We start from the raw sequence: 20878 nt of genomic DNA, 5'->3' as shown, positions 1-20878 counted from the left end.
GGGTGTGTGCGGCCGGTCTAGGCGAACGCCGGAGGCGGCACGAAGCCCTCCACTTCGCGACCCAGCAGAGCGGCGAACTCGATGGTGGTGAGATCACCTCCGCTCGGGCCCATGGCCTGCAGCCCGATGGGCAGTCCGCTCCTGCCCTTGCGCACCGGGATGGTCGTCGCCGGACCGCCGGAGACGTTGGCAACGGCGTTCCACTTGATCTGGTCCCAGTAAGGACGTCGCACACCGTCGACTTCGTAGGGCCGCCCGAACCGGTCGATCAGTTTGTTGTGGTGGGCGGGGGCGGCCGTCGGGGTGACTGGCATGAGCACGATGTCGAAGTCTTTGAAGAACTCGAACCATCGCTGCCGGATCTCGTTGCGCACCGTGTGGGCCTTCAGCCAGTGGTAGTGGGACTGGAATGTTCCGAGCAGGGCGGGACCGGCGTCGCCGCGCGGGTGCTGGAGGAGCCGAGCCAGCAGCGCGGCGTTGGGGGCAGGGGTGAGGCCCGAGCGGTCGTAGGACAGCGCGCCGAAGAGCAGGGGCAGGAAGGTCTTCCGGTGATTCGTCGCGATGTCGACGGGGAGGCTCGCGGGCCGGATCGTGACTTTCGCGCCGGCCGCCCGCAGCGCAGTGACCGCGTCGTCCACGGCTGCGGCGACGTCGCTGTCGACCGGACACGAGGGATCCTCGCCCCAGACGGCGACCCGGAAGTCCGATAGCTTGGTCGAACGCGGCGGTGCGAGCGTGTAGCTGAAGCCGGCGTCGTGGTCGGCCGTCCCAGCCGTTGCCCGGAGGATCGGAACGAGGTCGCGTGCGTCGCGGACCTGCGCGCCGCCGCAGGCCATGTCGGCGTCCGTCCACCAGCCCACACCCGGGCCGTAGGGGACATGCCCGCTGAGGGGGATCGACCGCCAGGTCGACTTGTGCCCGTACAGGCCGTTGAAGTGGGCGGGGATCCTGGTCGACCCGCCGATCTCCGAGCCGAAGTCGAACGCCGCGAGGCCCGCGGCGGTGGCGACGGCGCCGCCTCCGGCGGACCCGCCGGAGGTGCGGGTCGTGTCCCAGGGATTCGATGAGGGACCGAACACCGCGTTGTCGGCCTGGACGTCCTGGTTGCCCGGCGGCATGTTGCTCTTCCCCATGATCACGGCACCGGCCGAACGCAATCGCCTGACCGCCTCGGCGTCCTGGTCAGGCACGTGGTCCTTCAGGTCCACGCGCCCGCCGACGGTGCGCATCCCGGCTGTCTCGAAGCTGTCCTTGACCGTGATCGGCACACCGTGCAGCGGACCGAGGTCCTGCCCCGCCGCCCGCGCGGCGTCCGCTTCCGCGGCCTCGCGGCGGGCACGTTCGGGATCGAGTGTCACCACCGCGTTCAGCACGGGGTTGTGGGTGGCGATTCGCTCGAGGTAGAGCTCGACGAGCTCCCGACTCGAGATCTCACCCGCGGCCAGCGCGCGTGACTGATCCACGGCGGACTGGAAGGGAACGTCACTCACGGCATGCCTCATCTCTGACAGTGGCAGATCAGTTGCGAATTATCTGTCACTCATAATATTACGTGCGTCAGACCATAGATTAGGATGGGGTGCGGGGCAATGGCCCCGTGGAGCGAATGGAGGAAGCCCGTGGCGCGCTACGCCAAGGAGCACAAGCAGGTGACGCGGCAACGGATCATCGAGAAGGCCGGCCACCGGTTCAAGCAGGACGGCATCGACGGCTCGGGCATCTCCACGCTGATGTCGGATGCCGGGCTCACCAACGGAGCCTTCTATGCCCACTTCGAGTCCAAGGACGACCTCGTCGCCCATGTCGTGGCCGACGAACTGCGCACGCAGGTCGCACAGTACGGCACTCTGCGGCCCGGCCGCCCGGGACTCGAGGACCTCGTTCGCGACTATCTGTCGCCCGAGCACCGGGACCACCCCGCCGTCGGATGCCCCTCCGCCGCCCTGCTCGACGAGATCGGCCGCTGCGGGGACGGGACCAAGCAGGCCTACACCGACGGCGCGCGGGAGATCGTGGAAGAGATCGCCGCCCGCCTGACACCCGAGGATCCGCAGTCCGCTCGCGGTAGGGCCATCGGGCTCTACACCATGATGGTGGGGACGTTGCAACTGTCCCGCGCCCTCTCCGACCGGAAGTTCGCCGACGAGATCCTCGAGCAGGGAATTGCGAACGCCCTCACCTTCATGCGCTGAGGGGGACGGTCAAATCCGCGGCAGGGTCGCAGCCTGCCTCCGGCGCGCCATGCGTGAGGACGTCGAGCCCGAACGCGACGACGGTCCCGTGGGCCCCGAACGGGACGACTCACGGCCGTCCACGCAGTCGCCGGGAGGCTTCCCCCCTCGCCTCTTGCCGACCAACCGGGAGGCAGGTGTGGCTGAGGGCAACGACCGCAAGGCCTGGGAGTTGTCCGATGCGAAGGACGCCGCCAGCAGAACCACAATCGTCGCGGACGGCGGCTACCCGGACATCGGCCTGCCCATCGCGCACCGTCGCGAGCGCAGCCAGGCCGACCTGCCGACTTGGCGGGAGGAACACAACCGCCCACACCCAAAGGCCCGCTCCCGCGTCGAGCACGTCTTCGCCCGGCTGACGGGCTGGAAGATCCTCCGAGGCTCCCGCCGCCTCAATGACGGGGCGTCCACCACACCAAGCTCGGCATCGCCATCCTGCACGACGACCTCCTCGCTATCGCCGGGTGACCAACAAGCAAGCAGGTCAGCAACTCCGAACAGGTGGCTCGAGCCGCTCACCCAAAGGGCGTCACGGCTCTGAGGCAGCGTCCTCGACTCAAGCGACGACCGCACTCCGCGCCTACTGCCGTTCGAGGAACTCGAGAGCCGTCTCCACGAACTGCCGGTGGAACTGGAAGATGCCGCCGTGGCCCGCGTCAGGGTAGATCACCAACTCGCCGTTCGGCAGACGCCGAGCCAGGTCGGCCGAGTTCCTCGACGGCACCATCCTGTCGCTCTCGCCGTTTGCAACGAGCACGGGCTGGTGTATGACGGAGAGATCCTGGGGCTGCTCCAGCCCCCAGCGGCGAATGGCCTTGAGCTGGGCGCCGTACGACGTGAGGGAGATCGCATTGTCCCGGTCGTGGGTGCGCTCCTTCAGGCGGGCCAGGAACTCCTTCCCGGCCCGACGCCCGTTGGCGGTGCGGGTGAAGAAGAGGAACTGCTTCGGGTCCTGAAGGGTGAGCAGCCCTCGGACGGTGTCGAGATGAGACAGCCGAGTCACGTTCTTGATGCCCTCGCCGCCCGCGGGACCGGTACCCGTGAGGATCAGCTTGCGGACGAGTTGCGGTTCGGTCTGCGCGATCACCTGGGCGACCATGCCGCCCATCGAGAAGCCATGGAGATCGACGTACTCGAGCCCGAGCGCCCGGATGAAGGTGACGGCATCCTTCGCCATCGCCTGGACGGTGCGCGGCGTCGAACCGGTGGAAGCGCCGACACCCCTGTTGTCGAACGTGATGACCCGGCGCTTGGCGGCGATGCCGTCGACGACCCAGGGGTCCCAGTTGTCGAGGACCGCGGCGAGGTGGGTGAGAAAGACCACCGGGACGCCGGACCGGGGCCCGAGCTCGCGATAGGCGAAGGCCACTCCCCCGGCGGTGATGGTTCGGGTCGGCGCGTTCTTGTACGACGTCACCACGTTGCCTCGTACTTCTTGTGAGTCACTCACGGTCGTGCCCTTCGGCGTGGGGTTTCTGCGAGCGCGCGCCGACCCTCCTTCATGGAAGGGACGGCGCAGAGCAGTCACCTGCGGCTGCAGTCTGCGGAGTCGACGGTCAAAGGCCGTGGGCGTCGGAACCCTGAGCGGTCGAGCCCCGCAGCATCGCATCAATGATTAAAGTATGTCCGTAATTCTATGTGCCCGCAAGTCGGCGAGCCGAACGAGATGACGTCATCGTCGGAATCGCGAATCGGCCCTACCGGCGGTCTCGACTCTTCACGTTGCAGAGCAGGTGTTCATGCCTCGGCGGTGGTGGGCCGGACCTGGACGCCGTCGGCGATCGCCGACGGCGTCCAGCGCACTGGGGGCGTAGCCCTGTCTTCCTCCTGGATCTCGGTGCTGAGTTCGGAATCGCCCCGACCCTGCTCACCGGCTACACCTGGGTCCAAATCGGGGAGCGCCCCATAGCGCGCCATCAGAACAGGGAAGGCCGGCGCATCAACGTCTTGGGCGCACTGCGCCAGAACGGATCCGGACCGAACCGGTGTGGACATCACGACCGGGGACCATCGGAGCGGGGACAATGCTGGAGCTCATGCACGCTCCTTGCCCGCTTGCCCAGCAGGGCCACGACCGCGGCTTGCCCACCGCCAGTGACAGCGCGTGCGGCCATGCATGATCGTGCTGGACAGCGCCTCAGTGCACGTCACCCCCCGTTCAACGACCCTCGGGGCCGGCCACACTCGGGGGGAGCTGCTCCTGCCTGCCCACGGCCCTGGGCCGAATCGGATCGAGCGGTTGTGGAGGTCGGCGAAGTACCAGGACATGCCGGTGCGTGCCCATGCCACGGCAGACGAGTTCAAGGCAAGGCCGCCATCGATGAGGCAACGGCCCGACGTGGGATGGACTACGGCGGCCCCCACCGGACTTGCTGAAGCGCACTTGGTCGCTGCGAGACCCGCGGACATGGGAGTCGACGCGGGCGAAGGGTACGTGGGTGAGCCGCCTGGGGGGCCGCACTCCGACGTACCGGACGGCGAAGAATGAGGCCGTGGCGGGGCCAACCCGTCGTGCGCGCCATGGGCGATGGGGACGGGACCCTTGATGATCTCCCCGTGCGATGCCGCCGACGACGATGCAGCGGATCACCAACGCGGCCGGCCGCCGGTTCAGGGAGCCGGCGCCGACGGCTCGGCGCTCATGGCGTACGCGGGCCCAGCAGAACAGCCAGTTGAGCATGGACCATCTCCGCGAGGTCACATCCCCGGGACGCACCGACTGCCAGCCGGGTCTTGGTGGTGACGTTCGGCAATCGTGCAGGCGCCGCCTCACACAGCTGTGAGGCGGCGCCTGCACGATGGGCCTGCGGCCGCCGCCCCTGCATCGTTCGGGGTCAGCGGTGGGGTCGGCGTGGTCAGGCAGCGAGGAAGTCGGCCACCTGCTTGGTGAAGGCCTTGGCGTACTGGAAGAGGAAGGCGTGGCCGGCGCCGGTGTAGAGCACGAGGGTGGCGTTGTCGAGGTGCTGGACCGCGACGTAGGAGGCGTGGGCGGGGATCATCACGTCGTTCAGGCCGTTCGCGTAGAGGACGGGAGCTTTGATGGCCTCCAGTTCCGCCCGCACCTGGTCGAAGGGGACCGCCAGGAGAGCGCCCACTGCGGTGAGCATGCCCTGCGCCGCCACCTCGGAGATCGCGGGGCCGCCCTCGGCGAGCCGGGTCGAGATGTGGTCAAAGTGCTCGAGCCCAGCGGCGCGGGCCGCCTCCGTCTCGGGGTAGAACAGGTACAGGATGTCATCCCGGTCGGCATCGGGCTTGTTCATGATGCCCAGGACCTTCTCGCTGAAGTCCGGAGCACCGGGCACCCAGCCGGCCGGGCCGCTGCCCGCCACGATGAGCTTGCGCACCAGCTCGGGGCGTCGCAGGGCCACACGCTGGGCCACGATGCCGCCCAGGGACCAGCCGAGCAGGTCGGCCTGCGTGAGGCCGAGTGTATCGATGAACTCGATGGCTCCCTCGGCGAATCCTTCGAGGGAGTCGCGCGGCTCGCCGTCGGTGTAGCCGACGCCGACGTTGTCGAACACGATCACGTCGTGGTCGGCGGCCAGGTAGTCCAGGAACTCCGGGTCCCACCAGTCGATGGTCCCGCGGAAGCGGTTCAGCAGGACCAGCGGGACGCCGCCCTGCGGACCCATCCGCCGGTAGGTGAACGTCGCGGAGGGACCTTCGACGGTGAGGCCCTCGGCCTTGTCTGCCAGATACGTGCTCATGATGTCCTTCTCTTGTTGGTGGGTGTGCGTGACATCTCACGGGTCTGCTCGCGCAGCACACCGAAGACGTGCTGGGACTGCGGAACGGAGTTCTCTTCGCCGGCGCCCGATGTGCTGAGCCGGCGGTGTCGGCCAGGTCGTGCACCTGAGCTACTCGATCACCTGCTCGACCACGTTGCCGACCTGCGCGCCACCGGTTGCATCGAGCTCGATGAAGATCAGCCGCCACAGCGGGCGACGCCATGTCTTCCGACTCGTTCCGATCACCTCGGGATCCGCCTCGCCAGCGCGAGAGCCGCACCTTCCGGCGTGAGCAATTGAATTATGCTCGTAATGTTATGCACGGAGACGGCGGGGCGCAAGTGGTTGGCCCTTGCGGCCGGCGGCAGCCCGCGGCGCACTACGGAGTGAGCCCAAGCCGGCAACGAGACGGCCCACCACGAGGGGCTGCCCGGCACGGGACCTCGCCGTCGACCGAGCGGTCGCCGGCGCCCTGAAATCATTAAATTATGGTCGCAATACAATACAACAAGGGAGCCGGTCGAGGACCAGCGGCTCCTCCGGCGAACGAAGGAGCGTGCGGTGCGATACGGGAAAGAGCACAAGCAGGCGACCAGGCAGCGGATCATCGAGGCGGCCGGGCGCCGGTTCAAGCGGGACGGCATCGACAGCTCGGGCATCTCGACACTCATGAAGGACGCGGGGCTGACCCACGGCGCCTTCTACGCCCACTTCACATCAAAGGACGACCTCGTGGCCTCCGCAGTCGCCGACCAACTGCACGCACAGAACGCGAACATCGTCGCGCAGGCGGCACCCGGCCGTGCCGGGCTTGAGCAGATCGTGCGGTGGTACCTGTCCGCCCAGCACCGCAACAGCTCCGACGACGGCTGCCCCTCTGCCGCCCTGCTCGACGAAATCGGGCGCTGCGCAGACCCGACCAAGCAGGCGTACACCGACGGCGTGCTGGTTGTCATCGACGGCATCGCCGCCCGTCTGGCACCCGACGATCCGCTCTCGGTCCGCACCAAGACGCTCAGCGCCTACGCCATGATGGCCGGGACGCTGCAGCTCTCCCGAGCCCTCGCCGACGGGCAACTCGCCGATGAACTCCTCGAGCAGGGCATCCGCAACGCCCTCGCACTACTGGGCGTCGAGCATGAGCACGCCAGGACCTCGAAGTGACGTACCCGCAGAACACACTTGTCCGCACCACGGGCCGCCCGCTTACACCTGGGCGGCACACCACTTGGCCCCACACCGCGTCAACTCCTCGCCGCAGAAGCAGAATGCGCGAGGCTTCGAGGGTGGCAGCTCGGCCGACGACTGGGCCTCGCTGACCAGTCCCGCGCCCGCCACGGGTACAGCGCCCCCGAGAGGACCGGGCCCTACTTGCGATCCGTCGACCTACCACTTAGAATTACGCCCGTAATTCAATGAGCCTTGGACCTCGCCCGCCAGGCGGGCGAGGTCGGCATCCACGACACGAGACAGGGCAACCCCGGAAGGTTCTACCGACCGAGGTAAACGTCGGGGCACTACACCCGGCACGCCTCACACGCGCTCACCACCGAGGGCACTCACTCCTCCGCCGACAGCCAGGGCCAAGAGCCCCGCCCCCCATAAAACCCATTACACAAAAACCCGCATACCGTCACGAAACACTGACCACTCCCCGGGGAAGCCCGGGATGAACAGCACCCCCGTCCGCTGCGGACGAGATATGGAGCCGACGATGAGAGCCTTCACGGTAGAGCGCTACGGCGACAAGGCCGGCGTGCGTGTCGGCGACGTGCCGGACCCGGAGGTGGGCGCGGACGACGTGCTGGTCCGGATCCAGGCCGCGGGCATCAACCCGCTCGACGGGATGATCCGGAACGGGAAGATGAAGGCGATCCTGCCGTACCGGGTCCCATTCGTCCTGGGCAACGACCTGGCCGGAGTGGTGGTCGAAGTGGGTGCGGCCGTTACGCGGTTCGCGGTGGGCGACGAGGTCTTCGCGCGGCCCGACAAGGACCGGATCGGCACGTTCGCCGAACTCATCGCGGTGCACCAGGACGACGTGGCGATCAAGCCGGCCACGCTGACCATGGAGGAGGCAGCGTCCCTTCCCCTGGTCGCCCTGACCTCGTGGCAGGTGCTGGTCGAGCGGGCGCACATCCAGCCGGGTCAGAAGGTCCTCATCCACGCGGGTTCCGGCGGCCTGGGCACCATCGCCATCCAGCTGGCGAAGCAGCTGGGTGCGTACGTGGCGACCACCACGAGCACGGCCAACGTCGACCTGGTGAAGCGTCTGGGCGCGGACGTCGTCGTCGACTACAAGAAGCAGGCGTTCGAGACGGTGCTGCACGACTACGACGTCGTCCTGGACTCGCTCGGCGGCGAGACGCTCAAGAAGTCCCTGGACGTGCTCAAGCCCGGCGGGAAGGTCATCAGTGTCGCGGGCCCTCCCGACGCCGCTGTCGCCAGGGAGCTGGGGGCGAATCCGATCATCCGGCTGGTGATGTCCGCGCTGAGTTTCCGGATCCGACGAGGCGCCCGGCGCCGCAACGTGACGTACTCGTTCCTGTTCATGAAGGCCAGCGGGGACCAGCTGCGCGAGCTCACCCCCCTCATCGAGGCCGGCAAGATCCGACCCGTCGTCGACACCGTGTTCCCGTTCGAGTCGGCCCGAGAAGCGCTGGAGTACGTCGAAGCAGGGCGTGCGAAGGCCGGCAAGGTCGTCGTCAAGATGGCGTGAGGGAACAGTCCTGCCGGGCCATCAAGGTCCTCCACGAGCGCTGGATCGACACCGCCGGCGGCAACGAGAAGTGCCCTGAAACCCGCCATAGAAGGACCTGGACATGAACACACCGCGGAATTCCCCATCCGCTTCGACGTCGTCGTACAAGAACGCGCCGGCCCGCTCCGTGTCCGTTCGCGGCGAGGACTTCGCCTACAGGGTGATCGAAAAATTCGAACCGGTCCGGCGCCCGGTAGGACAGAGTGTGGCCGTGACTCCTCCCCGCCCTGAAGGGACGGTGCTTCTCGCTATGCCGTGTGGGCGTTGCGACGGACCAGCCCGGCCCGTAGAACATTGAGTGCTCCCACTGTGTCGGCGTGCGCCGTGTGTCCGCACGACTGGCAGAGGAAGGTCTCCTGTGTGGGCCGGTTCTCCTTGGAGACGTGCCCGCATTCGGGGCAGGTCCGGGAGGTGTTGCGGGGGTCCACGGCGATCACTTCCCGTCCGGCGCTTTCAGCCTTGGCGTACAGGATCGTCAGGAACACCCCCCATCCGGCGTCGGCAATGCTGCGGTTGAGTCCAGCCTTCGCCGCTGCCCCATTGGGCAGGAATGCGCCCGCCTGCTCGGGGTCGGGCTTCGGTGCGGGGGCCCTGCTCATGTTGCGGATCTCGAGGTCTTCGTGCGCGATGACATCGTGCGCCCGGACCAGGTCGAGCGCGGTCTTGTGCGCGTGGTCGAGCCGCTGGCGACGGACCTTGCCGTGCCACCGGGCGACCTGGTCCACTGCGCGCTGGTGGTTCCTGGTGCGGTCCTTGGCCTTGCGGCGCGGGAACCTGGACAGGGCCTGCTGTGCGGCTTCGAGTTTCGCAGCAGCGCGGTGGCCGTGGCGCGGGTTGGAGACGAACTCGCCGCCCGAGTCGGCAAGGAAGTTGGCTATGCCCAGGTCGATACCGACCACGCTGCCGGTCGTCGGGAGCGGTTCGGCCTGCTCCTGTTCGGCGGTCAGCACGACGAACCACTTGCGGCCCTCACGCTTGACCGAGACGGTCTTGACCCTGCCGACCACCGCACGGTGCTGGTTAACCCTGACATGCCCGACCCCTTGCAGCCGCACGCGGGTGACAGGGTCGTGCGGGGTGGAGTCCCACCGGCAGCCGTCCCCGTCCTTCGGGAACTCCACCGTGCCGAACCAGCTCACCGAACGAAAGCGCGGATAGCCGGGCGTCTGACCGGACTTGATCCGGCGGAAGAACGCGGCGAACGCTTTGTCCAGCCGGCGCAGCGTCGCCTGCTGCGAGGAGAACGACCAGCGCCCCTGACGCTCAGGATCGAACGCCCTAATGTCCTTCAACTGCCCGGACTGCATCCCGTACCGGACGGTGGTCCTCGATACATGCCGGTAGGCATCCCGTCGCTCCTGTAACGCCCCGTTGTAGAGCGAGCAGTGATCCCGCAGCATCTCGCCAAGCACGATCTGCTGGCCCGTGGTGGGCCGCATCAGGAACTTGTACGCACGAATCATCCAGCCCACCCCCCCTTTTGGGTCAGTCCGGTCAACATAGCTGGCGCCACTGACAACGCAGAGAACTCCGGCGCTCCACGCCTCCGGGCCAGGGATCGCATTCCCGCCCGGCCTGAAGGCTGGGATTCCCCGCGAAGATCAGGGATGGAATTCCTCTGCTACCACCGTGACCGGACCGGCTCCTTGGCGTTGCGCGACGAGCTGTGAAGCGCACTGGTCCTACATGGACACGTTCCAGAAGGAGATGATCGCTCGCGGCCCCACACTCACCGATGACCGTGAGACACCCACCGGCAGCGTGCACATCGTCGACTTGCCGGATCTCGCCGCCGCCCGCGCGTTCGCCTTCGACGAGCCCGGGTACCAGGCCGGCGTGTACCGGGACGTGATGCTACGCCGATGGCGCAACATGCTGGGGCGCACTATGTGGGAGTTTCCCGGCGGCCGGCAGGGTGGCAACCAGTACCTGGTGATGGGCCTCGGTACGGGGCCGGGCGCCGACCTGGGCGTGCCGCGCGACCGGGACGAACTGATCGCGTTCGGGCCGCTGTTGTCCGACGACGGCGGCACCTGGCTCGGGACGGCGGCCCTGCTCCGGGCGCCGGACCCGGAGACGGCTCGCGGCGTCCTCATCTCGGACGTGTATGCCCATATCGAGGTCCACAACTGGCAGTTAGGCGGGAGGCCGTCGTGAGTGACTAGCGGCGGCTCTCCGCCTCCGCGTCCAGGGCCCGCTCCGGCACCGTGACGCCCGCCCCCGTGGGTGCCCAAAGGGTCGCCGCGGAGAGCAGGGTCACGGCCGCCGCGCCCATGAGCATGGGTACGTTGCCGAGCCAGGCGGCCAGCGCGCCCCCCGCAAGGGCTCCGACCGGCACCGTCGTGAGCAGCACCGCCTGCACGAGTCCCGCGACGCGGCCCTGCATGCCGTCAGGGGTGACCAGTTGCTGCGTGGTCGTCATGGAGATCATCCACACGGTGCCGGAGAGGCCGTAGCAGACCTGGTACGCGAACAGCACGGGGAAGGCGAGGCCCAGCGACGCGGCCGGGATCAGGAACACGGCAGCGCCTGCCGCGAGTCCGAAGATCTGCGTGGCCCGCCACAGCCCCGAGGTCCTGGCGAAGCGTCCGGCGAGCAGGGCGCCCGCCAGGGTGGCCGCGCTGTAGGCCGCGTACGTCGTGCCCAACTGCCAGGCCGGCAGGGCAAGATTGCGGGTCGCGTAGAAGACGTAGAGGGCGGCCGCCGCACCGCTGCCGAGGTTGAGTCCAGCGCCCGCCAGGACCATGCGGCGCAGCCGGCGCTCGGCGCGCACCACCGCGAGTCCCGTACGCAGCGAGCCGGCCAGGGACTTCGCGCGGGCGGGCTCCCGCGAGCCTGTCAGCGCGTTCAGCGCGGCGGGCAGCGCGAACAGAAAGAGCGCCTCGATCGCGTAGGCCGCGCTGCCCGCGAGGAGCGCCGCGTCGGCTCCGAGGAGCCCGACCATGACACCGCCGAGCGCGGGCCCGCCGACCTGTCCGCTCGTACGGGCCGCGGTCAGGGCCGAGTTGGCGGCGAGGAGCCGCTCCGGTCCGACGACGCGCGGCAGCGCTGCCTGGAGCGCGACGGAGAGCGTGAAGGTCAGGGTGCCCGAGACGCCTGCGACCACGTACAGGTGCGCCAGGGTGACATGCCCCACCGCGCCGGCCAACGGGATCGAGCCGACGACCAGGGTCTGCAGGGTGGTCACCCACACGAGGAGGCGGCGCAGCCTGATCCGGTCGACGATCGCTCCGGCCAGCGGGCTCAGCACGACGCCGGGCAGATAGGTCAGCGCCAGCAGCGCGGCCGCCCCGAACGGCCCCGCGCCGAGGTCGGTCACGGCCAGCAGGGTCAGTGCGAGAGCGGTGATCTGCCGCCCGACGGAGCTGGCGACCTGCTCGCCGCACAGCAGCACGAAGGGACGGTGGCGACGCAGGGGGACCGTCCCGTCGACCCGTGACGCGCCCAACCCTCAGATCCCCGTGCAGGGAACGGGCCAGCGGTGCAGCCGCGGCGGCAGGGCCACCGCCCAACCGTCGGCGACGAGAGCGAGCCGCTCGGCCGCGAGCAGGTCGACGGCCTCCCGCTGCACGGCGTCGAGTTCACCGAGCGCCGTGGGCTCCTGGACCGTGGCGAAGGTGGCGAGCAGATCCGGGTGGTCGAGGGTGAACCTCGCCGAGGCGGGCCGCTCTCTGCGGTCCATGACGGTGATGAAGTCCGGGCCGCGGCGGTGGTAGAGCATGCCGGCGGGGAAGGCGGCGTACGAGGTGCGCCAGGCCCTCAACTCACCTGGTTCGTCGACCCGTTCGACGGGTGGTGGGAGGTGGTGCAGCATCCGTACGTACGGGGCGTCATGCGTGTCAAGCGGGTCGTCGCCTCGCGCCCGGTCTTCGTAGGCGATCTCCCAGTGCGTACGGAACCGTTGGCTCTGGCACTCGCGCAGGAACTGGACCGCCACCGCCGTCTCGCGCCCCGCCCCGCCCAGGCACAGCGGCACGTCCACGTGGACCTGTCGGCCGGTCACGCGGTGGGGGACGGTCGCGGGAAGCCCGGTCATCCGGCCACCTCCTGACGGTCCGTGGATTGCGGAGCCGGGTCGGGGTCGATGCGGTCCGGTACGTCCCACGTGGGCAGGGACACGTACGTCCGCCCGTCGCGGAACACCAGCCCCGTCGCCTGAGCCTGCTGGATCCACCCGCACAGCTCCTCGGCCGGGATGTCGTGTCCGTCGCCGGTCAGCAGCCGGTGCAGCGCGGGCTCCGTCCGCCCGTCCTCGAGGCGGCGCAGCGCTTGCGCCTGCCAGCCGGTCAGCCGGTGGGTGCGGCGGGGCCAGCCGTGGCGCCGGTCGTGTACGAGCAGTACGTCCACGCCGTCCTCCGGCTCCGCTGCCTCCATCACCAGGCTCGATCCGTGATGTCCGTCGCGCCATGCCGCGACGGCCCGCTTGAGCCGGCTCTCGGTCTCTCCGCCGATGCCCGCGTCGTCCGTCGCGAACAGGTAGACGAGGTCGGTGAGTTCGGACTCGGGCAGCTCGTAGACATGGTGGTACATCTCGGCTGGGCGCCGCTTGCCGAAGCCGAACCCCGGGTCCGTGAAGTTCGGGCTGAACCGCTCCAGTTGGATGCGGTGGGCGCCGCCCGGGGGCTGCAGGTGGACGAGCGCAGGCAGCTGGTCGACGACCGGGGCGTAGTCCTCGACGGTCTCGCCCGGGAAGCCGTACAGGTAGTTCCAGGTGACGGTCAGCGCGTGGTTCTCGCACTCACGGAGTGTGCGGACGTTGCGGGCGCCGCTGACGCCCTTGTCCATGAGGTCGAGGACCCGGTTGCTCAGGCTTTCGATGCCGGGCTGGATGAGCACGGCTCCGGCCCGCCCGAGGAGGGCGATCTGTTCACGGTTGAGGTTGGACTTGACCTCGTAGTGCATCCGCAGGTCCCAGCCGCTCTCGGCGGCGAGGGGCAGGAAGTCCTTGAAGTACGCCATGTCGATGATGTTGTCGACGGTGACGACGTCGAGGATGCGGTGCCGTCGTACGAGGTGGTCGATCTCGCTCCACAGCTGCTCGCCCGACTTGGCGCGGAACGCCATGGAGGAGCCGTTGAGCCCGCAGAAGGTGCAGTGGTGCTTCTCGCCCCACCAGCAGCCGCGTGCCCCCTCGACCACCAGCTTCGGGTAGACGTATTCGAGGACGGGGGATGCGTCGAGGGCTGCCTGCCACTGGTCGTAGTCGGGCGCGGGGATGTCGGAGGGCGCCACGGTGCGCCGGGACTCGGTATTCGCCCGCGAGACCCGGCCGTCCGTCTGCCCTTCCCACCAGCACAGGCCCGGTACGTCGGCGGGTGGTGTGTCGGCGTCCAGGTGGCGCAGGAGCGCCGGGAAGGCGTACTCGCCCTCGCCGCGCACCACGTGGTCGACGAAGGGATGGTTGCGGTGCAGGGCGTGCCCCATCGGGCCGTCGCAGTTGCTGCCGCCGAAGACGACGGTGAGCCCTGGACGGCGGCGCTTGAGCTTCCTGGCCAGCGCGAGCGAGGGCACGTTCTGCATGAACGTGCTGGTGAACCCGACGACGTCCGGTTCCTGGGCGAGCACTTCCGTCGCGCACTCGGCGATGAACTCGGCCGCGTGGACCCGCATGTCGGAGGCGGTGTCGATGCAGAGGCCGCGACGTGCGGCGTACTCCTTCAGCCGGGCGACGCCCCAGCTCTCGTCCTCGTACAGCACACCCGAGAAGACCCAGTCACCGAGGCCGTCGAAGATCGAATCGCTGCCGATCGCCTCGTAGTCACCGGGGCGCAGCCGCCCGCCGGACCGCTCGAGGAGGAACTCCGCCCAGCGCAGCGAGCCGTGGAACTCACGCACATCGTCGTCCGGGCGGACCTGCCGCAACAGCTGGTGCAGCAAGCCCACTTGGAGAGAGGGCAGATCGATCGGGTGCCACGGCATGGTCACCAGCTGTACGCGCACACCACTCTCCCCCGTCACCGTCCCCTCGACATCCCGCTCACGCTCACGTTCCCGCCCGGTCAGCGGGTCGGCGGGCGCTTCTCCATGACGGCGGGCTTGCGGTTCGTGCGCTCCTCTTCGCGGATCACTACCTTTTTGATCTCCACGACTCTCCCCTGGTCGACGACCTCGAACTCACGTGTCACACAAAGCAGTTCACCTTATGGGGCATCACATGCACCCCACAAGAACCCCGACGGCGGAGCGGCCCGCCCGTCAGAGGCCGTGCAGCACGGGATCACCGAGAGCGACTTTGGGGTATTCGGGGTCGCCCTGCTCATGGCCCTCGATCGTGAGGGTGGCAACGCCGGTAAGGCCCACAGTCACCTTCACCGACCGGTTGATCTGCGCGGTCACGCCAGGACCCCGCTCATGGGGGCTGCGTGACAGCCATGACGGCGTAGATGCAAAGAGGGCCTCGCGAATGAACGGGCAGTTAGATCAACGGACCATACTGCTCATGCTCGTTGGTTGGGGCACCGCGTACGTCGCCTTCGAGCACCCGTCGTTTGTCACCGCCCTCGTCGTCGCTGTTGCCGTGGTGACACTCCTTCACCTCCTGATGCGGGGGCGCTAACCCGCATGGCACGCGTTCAGGGTCCGCGCCCTGCTTACTAGGCTCTTGCGTCACCGCTGAACGTTGGCCCTGTGCCCCGCTCCGTGCTGCGTCGCTACAGCCACGCGCGCCTCGCAGTCCGGAACAGCGAACCGGAGCAGAGCAAACCACATCGACCATCGCTTAACCGGGCCCATCCCCGAACGCAGAGACCCCCGCCGGAACGAGCCGGCAGGGGTCCACATCAGTCACAGCGGTCACATACGTGTCACCAACAGGGGCGACGCAGCCGCACCACAAGGACCTGACCAGGCCAAACGCTACCGACCTGGACCACGCGGACGCCGGAAGACGGTTCTGACTGCCTGTGCCAGGTGGGACCGTCAGCTCGGAGCGGGCGGCTACGGCCAATCCAACAGAGCCGCAGCCCCAAGGTCTGCATCAGTCAAGATCCGGACCATTCCCGGGCCAGCGGTCCCGGCAAGGTCCCCACGGCTGCCATATTCGCGGGTCAGCGAGCTGCTTGCGCTGTACCACCAGCAGACGAAGAATCTTCTGGTGTCGTACTCGCCGAAGAAGCTGGGCTTCTTCTAGACGCACGCGAAAAGGTGCCTGACCTGGGCTTTCACCCGTCGGGCGCCTTTTACTCAGCCCGTTCTCGACCGAGCCCGGCTTGCGCGCTAACTCCCATTTCCTTCCACTGCTGTACCCCTCCCGACCAGTGCTTCCGGACCAATCACGGATCAAACCCCCCGGTTCAGCCCTCGGGTGCGTCACCTTGGCTGACGCGCTGCCACTCGTTCATGGACTGCTCGATGAGGCGGTTCGCCTGCTCTCGAAGGCCGTCGAGGAACTTGACGTAGTGGCGGAAGAGAACCTCGATGCTCTGACCGGCGCGGCGGGCGCATTCGGCCGGGTCCACTCCGGAGTAGAGCCAGAACGAGATCCCGGCGTGCCGGAGATCGTAAGGTCGCTTGGCCAGGCGAGGAGTCCGCTCGGTACGAGTCAGGGCGTGCTCCCAGGCCCGCGCCCACGTGATGCCGTAGGCGGCAGCGTCCACGTAGTTGCCAGCCTGGTTCCGGAAGAGTCGACCGTCGGGTGCCACATCGAACCGTTTCACATGGGCACGCAGCATGCGTACGAATTGCGGCGGGATGGGAATAGGTCGCGTCGCGCTTGCCGCCCGACGCTTGAGCGAGTGCACCTCGTGCACCTCACCGTCGTCGGCACTGCGCAAGAAGCTGCGGGAAGCGAGGGAACTGGCAGCGGAGACCCAAGGCAAACTCGACGCCCTTGCTACGGTGACAGCGAATCTCTACGCCGAGAATCTCATCCTGAAGAAGCGGCTTGGCCGCAAACGTATAGCGGTACTGGCGGCCCCGGAACGGGAATAACGTGCAGGTGGCGCATTCGGTGGTGACGGAGGGTGGTTGATGCGGTGGCGGAGGAGCGTGAAGCCCGCTCGTCCGTGCATCTGGCGGGCGATCCGCTTGGTTTTGGTGTTGACGCCTTCGGTCGGGCCGTTGCTGTACGGACGCATGAGTCCGGCCACCACGGCGGCGCGGTCGCGGTCCAGGCCCGGGTGAAGGCGTGTAGGTGGGGCAGATCGGCGATGCGGACCTGGGTGATCGAGTGCGACAGCTCGTCGCCGCTTGCTTCTCGGGTGTCAGGAGTTTGGCGAAGTCCGGGATCTGGTGGCGAGGTCGGTCATCTCGGAGCAGGCGGCGGTAAGCCGGGCCAGGAGGTCGTGAGGTCCGGGCTTGAGACTGTCCGGCCTGGTCAGGAGCATCCGAGCAAGCCTGCGCGGGGGATGTGGCTTCGATCGGCGTCCGCGCGGCCCTGGTTGATGTACTTGTACAACAGGTTCAGGCAGCCTGTGAATCCGAGGGCCTTGATCTCTTCGAAGAGGTGCTTGACGGCGACGGCCGGTCTTCGGCCCGGCGTTTGCGCAGGTACTCCCGGTAGGGATCGACGAGGCTGGCACGGCATTTAGGGACGCGGAGCATGCGTGCGGGACGGTCGGCGCGGGCATAGCGTTTGACGGTGTTCAGGGAGTGTTGCAATCGGCGGGCGCATCGAGCAGGCTTACACGTTGCTGGAGGAGGCCGTGGGCCTGGTGCCGGCGTTCGAGGGTGGTCTGGGCTCGGGGTCCTTCATAGATGAGGGTGTCCAGCACGGCGGCCCAGCAGGTGCTGTGCGCTTTGACTTCACTCAGGATGGTTTCGCAGAGGTTGTGCCACAGGTGCCACCGGTCGGCGACCTGCACCGCGTCGGGCAGAGCACGGCGGATGGCCTCGGCGTAGGTCGAGGAGCCGTCGCGGCACACGATCTCGATGCCCGGATGCTGGCGAAGCCACGCTTCCAACGTGTCGGCGGTGCGGTCAGGCAGCACGTCACTCCGCTCATGCGTTTTGCGTCGATCACGACGGTGGCGTAGCGGTGCCGCCGGCGCAGGGCGAAGTCGTCGACGCCGATCACGCGGGGTGCCCGCCCGGTGGGCAGAGGGATCCGCAGCAGTGTGCACAGAGCCGTGTGACGCGACAGGCCCATCGCGGGTACCGCCAGCAGGCGCGATCCGGCACGGCCCGCTAACTCCTCGACCACGGCCTTAACCTGCCTGGTCAGGCGGGTTGTGCGCCGCTGGTATCGCTCCAGCACCCCGGGCAGCTGTTCGCGAAAGGTGTCGTCGCGGTTGACGCGGACGGTCCAGGAGGAGTGGGTCTGGGCTATTTCACCGCCCTCCAGGTGGACGATGCCGCACGCCGCGTCTGCGGTTGCGGCGTGCGGCTTGCCGCGCTCGCCCCAGCGTCCCGTCTGCGTGAACGCTGGTGACCTGTGGAGTCGAGGCCGACACGAGCGAGGCACGGGCGGGGCCGGTATGCCGTCCCCGCCCGCTTCGCCGGTGGGTTGGTCAGTCCCGGTAGGACCGCAGCTGCCAGACCTTGATCTTGTCCACGTCGACGGAGCCGCCTTCAGCGAAGATCTGGATGCCCTCGCTGCTCGGATCGGGGAAGATCTGGTCGGTGATCACCGCCTGGCCGTCACCGCCGAACACCTCCACCGACGACCAGTCGACCAGGATCCGGAGTTTGACCTTGCCGTTCTCGGCCGCCAGCGGTGCCCGCTGGACGCCGGGGAAGTCGTGATGGAAGTCCACCGCACCCGACTTCGTCCGGTCGACGTACAGCTCCTGGGTTTTCGCGTCGTACCCGATGACGGTTTCCTGTCCCTTGCCGGTGCGGGCCTTGAGCCCGAACCGCTCGGCGTCGCCGAGGGAGAAGGTGGCCTGGAGGTCGAGCGCCTTGCCGTCGGCCCGTCCCCCGGCCAGGGGAATGGAGCCATCGTTGACCGTGACGCCTCGGACACCGGCTGCCGGGCCGGTACGGAGTGACTGCACGGACGTCACCGGCTGCTGGGTGAGCCGGATCTGCCCGTCCACGGTGCGCAGCGCCATGTCCCTGGGAATGCTCTGCGCGCTGCGCCAGGGTGTGGTGGGGATGTTGTTGGCGTACTGCCAGTTGTTCATCCAGCCGATCATGCGGCGCTTGCCGCCGGGTGCGTCCTCCCAGGAGACGGCCGCGTAGTAGTCCTTGCCGTAGTCGACCCACTGGGCCCGCTGGACGCTGGAGGTCGCGCGCTCGTTTGCGGCGACGAAGTGGTCGGCCATGATGTGGCCCCAGCCGCCCTTGTTCATGTCGACGAGTTGGATGGTGGCCTGCTTGCCCTGGTGGGCGCGGAGGTCGAAGGACGCCCAGTCCAGGCTTCCGCTGTCCGCACCGGACACGCTTTGGACGACCTTGCCGTCGACGAGGAGATTGATTGCCGTTTCGGTCGAACGCGGCCGTGCCGGGGTGTCGGAGAGCATGATCTGGTCGAGCAGGATGTGACCCCAGCCGCCGGTGTTCTGGTCGACGACCTCGATGTGCGCCTTGCGGCCGGCGAGGTCGCCGACGTCCCAGGAGGCCCAGTTGAGTGCTTCGGAGTCGGCGCCGGTGGCGCTGCGCACGGTTTTGCCGTCGACGACGAGGCGGACGGCGGTGGGCGCTTCGGCTCCGGAGGGGTGTCTGCCGCCGCCGATGAGGAAGTTGATGTGTTTGGCCGTGATGGTGAACTCGGGCGAGGTGAGGGTGCCGGTGGCCGAATCGCCGTCCAGGAAGCTGTTGACCAGCCGGTCGCCGGTGTGTCCGGACACCTGTTGCTGGCCGGGGAGCGTTCCTGCGGCGGGGCCGGCGCCGAAGGCGGTGCCCGTGGCGGTCCAGGATCCGTAGCCGTCTTGTTCGAAGTCGGCGAGGACGGTGCCTTCCGGTACCGGAGGGTTACCCAGGACCGATCCGGGGACGTGCGGGTGGCGGCCGCCGGCCACCTTGAAGTTGAGATACGCGCTGTTCACGGTGAAGGGCTGCGAGGTGAGCGTACCGGTCTGGGCGTCGTCGCCGTGGAAGCTGTCGACGAACCCCTCGCCCTCGACGCCGCTCGTGCCTGAGCCGGGTGCGGGTGCGGGGACCGGTCCGCTGCCGAAGGCCGTGCCGGTCGTCGTCCAGCTTCCGTAGGTGTCGGCCTCGAAGTCCTTTACGACCAGGCCGGGCGGAGGCGTGTACGAGCCGTCGTCGTCCGCGGTGAAGCGGGTGCCGTCGAAGTCCCCGACGAAATACTGGGCGGCCGAACCGCCCGCGATGCCGCCGGGGTTGATGTTCACCACTAGCACCCACTTGGTGCGCCCGCTGTCGCCGTCGACGGGCAGCGGGAACAGGTCGGGGCACTCCCACACGCCTCCGACGGCGCCGACCGGGCCGAAGTCGCTCAGGTGCGACCAGTTCTTGAGGTCCTTCGAGGAGTAGAAGCGGACCTTGTGATCGGTGGACAGGGACACCGTCATCAGCCAGCTCTTCGTCGGCGCATACCACTGCACCTTCGGGTCCCGGAACTCCTTCGAACCGATGTCGAGGACCGGGTTGCCCTCGTACTTGGTCCAGGTGCGGCCGCGGTCGGTGCTGTACGCCAGCGACTGGGCCTGTCTGCCGTCCTTCTTGTAGGCGCTGGTGTAGACGGCCACCATCGCGGGGTTGTTCTTCGTCCCGAAACCGCTGGTGTTGTTGTGGTCGACCACCGCGCTGCCGGAGAAGACCATCTCCTCGTCGTCGTGCGGGATGGCGAGCGGCAGCTCCTCCCAGTGCACGAGGTCCTTGCTGACCGCATGGCCCCAGGACATGTTGCCCCACGTGTTGCCGCTCGGGTTGTACTGGTAGAAGAGGTGGTACTCGCCCTTGAAGTACACCAGTCCATTGGGGTCGTTCATCCAGTTCTTCTCCGGGGAGTAGTGGAACTGGGGCCGGTAGGTCTCGGTGTGGGGGACTGTGCCGGTTGCCGCCGCCTGGGGGGCTACGGTGGTGACGGCGAGCGCGCATGTCGCGGCTGCTGCGGCGACAAGGCGCAGCCGGGCACGTCGGTATACGGGGAGTGGGCTCATGGTCTCTCCTGCACTGTGGCGGCGGCGTCATGTCCGCGTCCGCTGCGGTGGCACGACGCCGAGGGGGATCACGGAGTGCCGGGCGGTGGGGGCAAGCCTGGAACCAGTTATGTCATCGCTGACATGTGTCAGCGATGACTTCCGCTGGGCAGTGAT

General features: G+C 68.2%; 14 protein-coding genes and 4 pseudogenes. 5 read left to right on the top strand and 13 right to left on the bottom strand.

Translation table 11 applies throughout. From position 1 onward, the window contains the following. Window positions 1-17 precede the first annotated feature (17 nt). Window positions 18-1490 carry an amidase gene (locus OHA03_RS40680; RefSeq protein WP_267008994.1) on the bottom strand — a complete coding sequence of 491 codons (1473 nt, stop codon included), beginning with the start codon at window positions 1488-1490 and terminating at the stop codon, window positions 18-20. Window positions 1491-1619: 129 nt separating this feature from the next. Here OHA03_RS40680 and OHA03_RS40675 point away from each other — a divergent pair, with 129 nt between their 5' ends. Beyond that, a complete protein-coding gene (locus OHA03_RS40675) occupies window positions 1620-2192 on the top strand; it encodes a TetR/AcrR family transcriptional regulator (protein WP_267008993.1) in 573 nt (190 codons plus the stop codon). Between the two features lie 190 nt (window positions 2193-2382). Beyond that, window positions 2383-2699, top strand: a pseudogene (locus OHA03_RS40670) (transposase family protein); the annotation flags it as partial. Window positions 2700-2811: 112 nt separating this feature from the next. Here the strand turns inward: OHA03_RS40670 and OHA03_RS40665 are convergent. Further along, on the bottom strand, window positions 2812-3681 hold the full coding sequence (locus tag OHA03_RS40665) for an alpha/beta fold hydrolase (RefSeq protein WP_267008992.1): 870 nt from the start codon (window positions 3679-3681) through the stop codon (window positions 2812-2814). Window positions 3682-5086: 1405 nt separating this feature from the next. Next, the gene (locus OHA03_RS40660) at window positions 5087-5938 is read right to left on the bottom strand and encodes an alpha/beta fold hydrolase (RefSeq protein WP_267008991.1); all 852 of its coding nucleotides are present in this window, start codon (window positions 5936-5938) and stop codon (window positions 5087-5089) included. 582 nt (window positions 5939-6520) lie between these two features. Between OHA03_RS40660 and OHA03_RS40655 the strand changes: the two genes are divergently transcribed. Together OHA03_RS40655 and OHA03_RS40650 are read left to right on the top strand one after the other, a co-directional pair. Continuing rightward, a complete protein-coding gene (locus OHA03_RS40655; protein WP_267008990.1) occupies window positions 6521-7123 on the top strand; it encodes a TetR/AcrR family transcriptional regulator in 603 nt (200 codons plus the stop codon). 550 nt (window positions 7124-7673) lie between these two features. Then, window positions 7674-8678 carry an NADP-dependent oxidoreductase gene (locus OHA03_RS40650; RefSeq protein WP_267008989.1) on the top strand — a complete coding sequence of 335 codons (1005 nt, stop codon included), beginning with the start codon at window positions 7674-7676 and terminating at the stop codon, window positions 8676-8678. A gap of 290 nt (window positions 8679-8968) precedes the next feature. Here OHA03_RS40650 and OHA03_RS40645 read toward each other — a convergent pair whose 3' ends face one another. Beyond that, entirely contained in the window at window positions 8969-10183 is a 1215-nt protein-coding gene (locus OHA03_RS40645) for a transposase (protein ID WP_267008988.1), read from the bottom strand. Between the two features lie 144 nt (window positions 10184-10327). Here OHA03_RS40645 and OHA03_RS40640 point away from each other — a divergent pair. Beyond that, window positions 10328-10877 (top strand): annotated as a pseudogene (locus OHA03_RS40640) (YciI family protein). 4 nt (window positions 10878-10881) lie between these two features. On the opposite strand, the gene OHA03_RS40635 reads toward OHA03_RS40640, so the two are convergent. The 9 genes and pseudogenes from OHA03_RS40635 to OHA03_RS40595 all read right to left on the bottom strand — a co-directional run bounded on the left by OHA03_RS40635 (window position 10882) and on the right by OHA03_RS40595 (window position 20722). Beyond that, on the bottom strand, window positions 10882-12168 hold the full coding sequence (locus tag OHA03_RS40635; RefSeq protein WP_267008987.1) for an MFS transporter: 1287 nt from the start codon (window positions 12166-12168) through the stop codon (window positions 10882-10884). A 3-nt stretch (window positions 12169-12171) separates the two neighbouring features. Continuing rightward, window positions 12172-12756: a DUF5825 family protein gene (locus tag OHA03_RS40630; protein ID WP_267008986.1), complete on the bottom strand. Its 585-nt coding sequence runs from the start codon at window positions 12754-12756 to the stop codon at window positions 12172-12174. After that, window positions 12753-14660, bottom strand: a complete 1908-nt coding sequence (locus OHA03_RS40625) for a RiPP maturation radical SAM C-methyltransferase (protein ID WP_267008985.1) — start codon at window positions 14658-14660, stop codon at window positions 12753-12755. The genes OHA03_RS40630 and OHA03_RS40625 overlap by 4 nt, the downstream gene beginning before the upstream one ends. A gap of 59 nt (window positions 14661-14719) precedes the next feature. Next, entirely contained in the window at window positions 14720-14845 is a 126-nt protein-coding gene (locus OHA03_RS40620) for a hypothetical protein (protein ID WP_267008984.1), read from the bottom strand. Between the two features lie 70 nt (window positions 14846-14915). Further along, window positions 14916-15056 (bottom strand): hypothetical protein, encoded by a 141-nt coding sequence (locus OHA03_RS40615; RefSeq protein WP_158711268.1) that lies wholly within the window; start codon window positions 15054-15056, stop codon window positions 14916-14918. Window positions 15057-16012: 956 nt separating this feature from the next. Continuing rightward, window positions 16013-16390, bottom strand: coding sequence for a hypothetical protein (locus tag OHA03_RS40610; protein ID WP_267008983.1), 378 nt, complete (start codon window positions 16388-16390; stop codon window positions 16013-16015). A gap of 324 nt (window positions 16391-16714) precedes the next feature. Next, window positions 16715-17937, bottom strand: a pseudogene (locus tag OHA03_RS40605) (ISL3 family transposase); the annotation flags it as partial. Next, window positions 17938-18063, bottom strand: a pseudogene (locus OHA03_RS40600) (gfo/Idh/MocA family oxidoreductase); the annotation flags it as partial. Between the two features lie 103 nt (window positions 18064-18166). Next, window positions 18167-20722 carry a GH32 C-terminal domain-containing protein gene (locus OHA03_RS40595; RefSeq protein ID WP_267008982.1) on the bottom strand — a complete coding sequence of 852 codons (2556 nt, stop codon included), beginning with the start codon at window positions 20720-20722 and terminating at the stop codon, window positions 18167-18169. Window positions 20723-20878 lie beyond the last annotated feature (156 nt).

This window comes from Streptomyces sp. NBC_00154 (assembly GCF_026342835.1).
Classification (GTDB): Bacteria; Actinomycetota; Actinomycetes; order Streptomycetales; family Streptomycetaceae; genus Streptomyces.
The sequence above is the reverse complement of the archived record's forward strand: the minus strand, read 5'-3'. Positions and strand labels throughout refer to the sequence as shown.

Bases quoted from the DNA above. Each gene is read 5' to 3' on its own strand.
- OHA03_RS40660 (WP_267008991.1), bottom strand. From the start codon at position 5,938: ATGAGCACGTATCTGGCAGACAAGGCCGAGGGCCTCACCGTCGAAGGT.
- OHA03_RS40650 (WP_267008989.1), top strand. From the start codon at position 7,674: ATGAGAGCCTTCACGGTAGAGCGCTACGGCGACAAGGCCGGCGTGCGT.
- OHA03_RS40645 (WP_267008988.1), bottom strand. From the start codon at position 10,183: ATGATTCGTGCGTACAAGTTCCTGATGCGGCCCACCACGGGCCAGCAG.
- OHA03_RS40630 (WP_267008986.1), bottom strand. From the start codon at position 12,756: ATGACCGGGCTTCCCGCGACCGTCCCCCACCGCGTGACCGGCCGACAG.
- OHA03_RS40610 (WP_267008983.1), bottom strand. From the start codon at position 16,390: ATGCTGCGTGCCCATGTGAAACGGTTCGATGTGGCACCCGACGGTCGA.
- OHA03_RS40595 (WP_267008982.1), bottom strand. From the start codon at position 20,722: ATGAGCCCACTCCCCGTATACCGACGTGCCCGGCTGCGCCTTGTCGCC.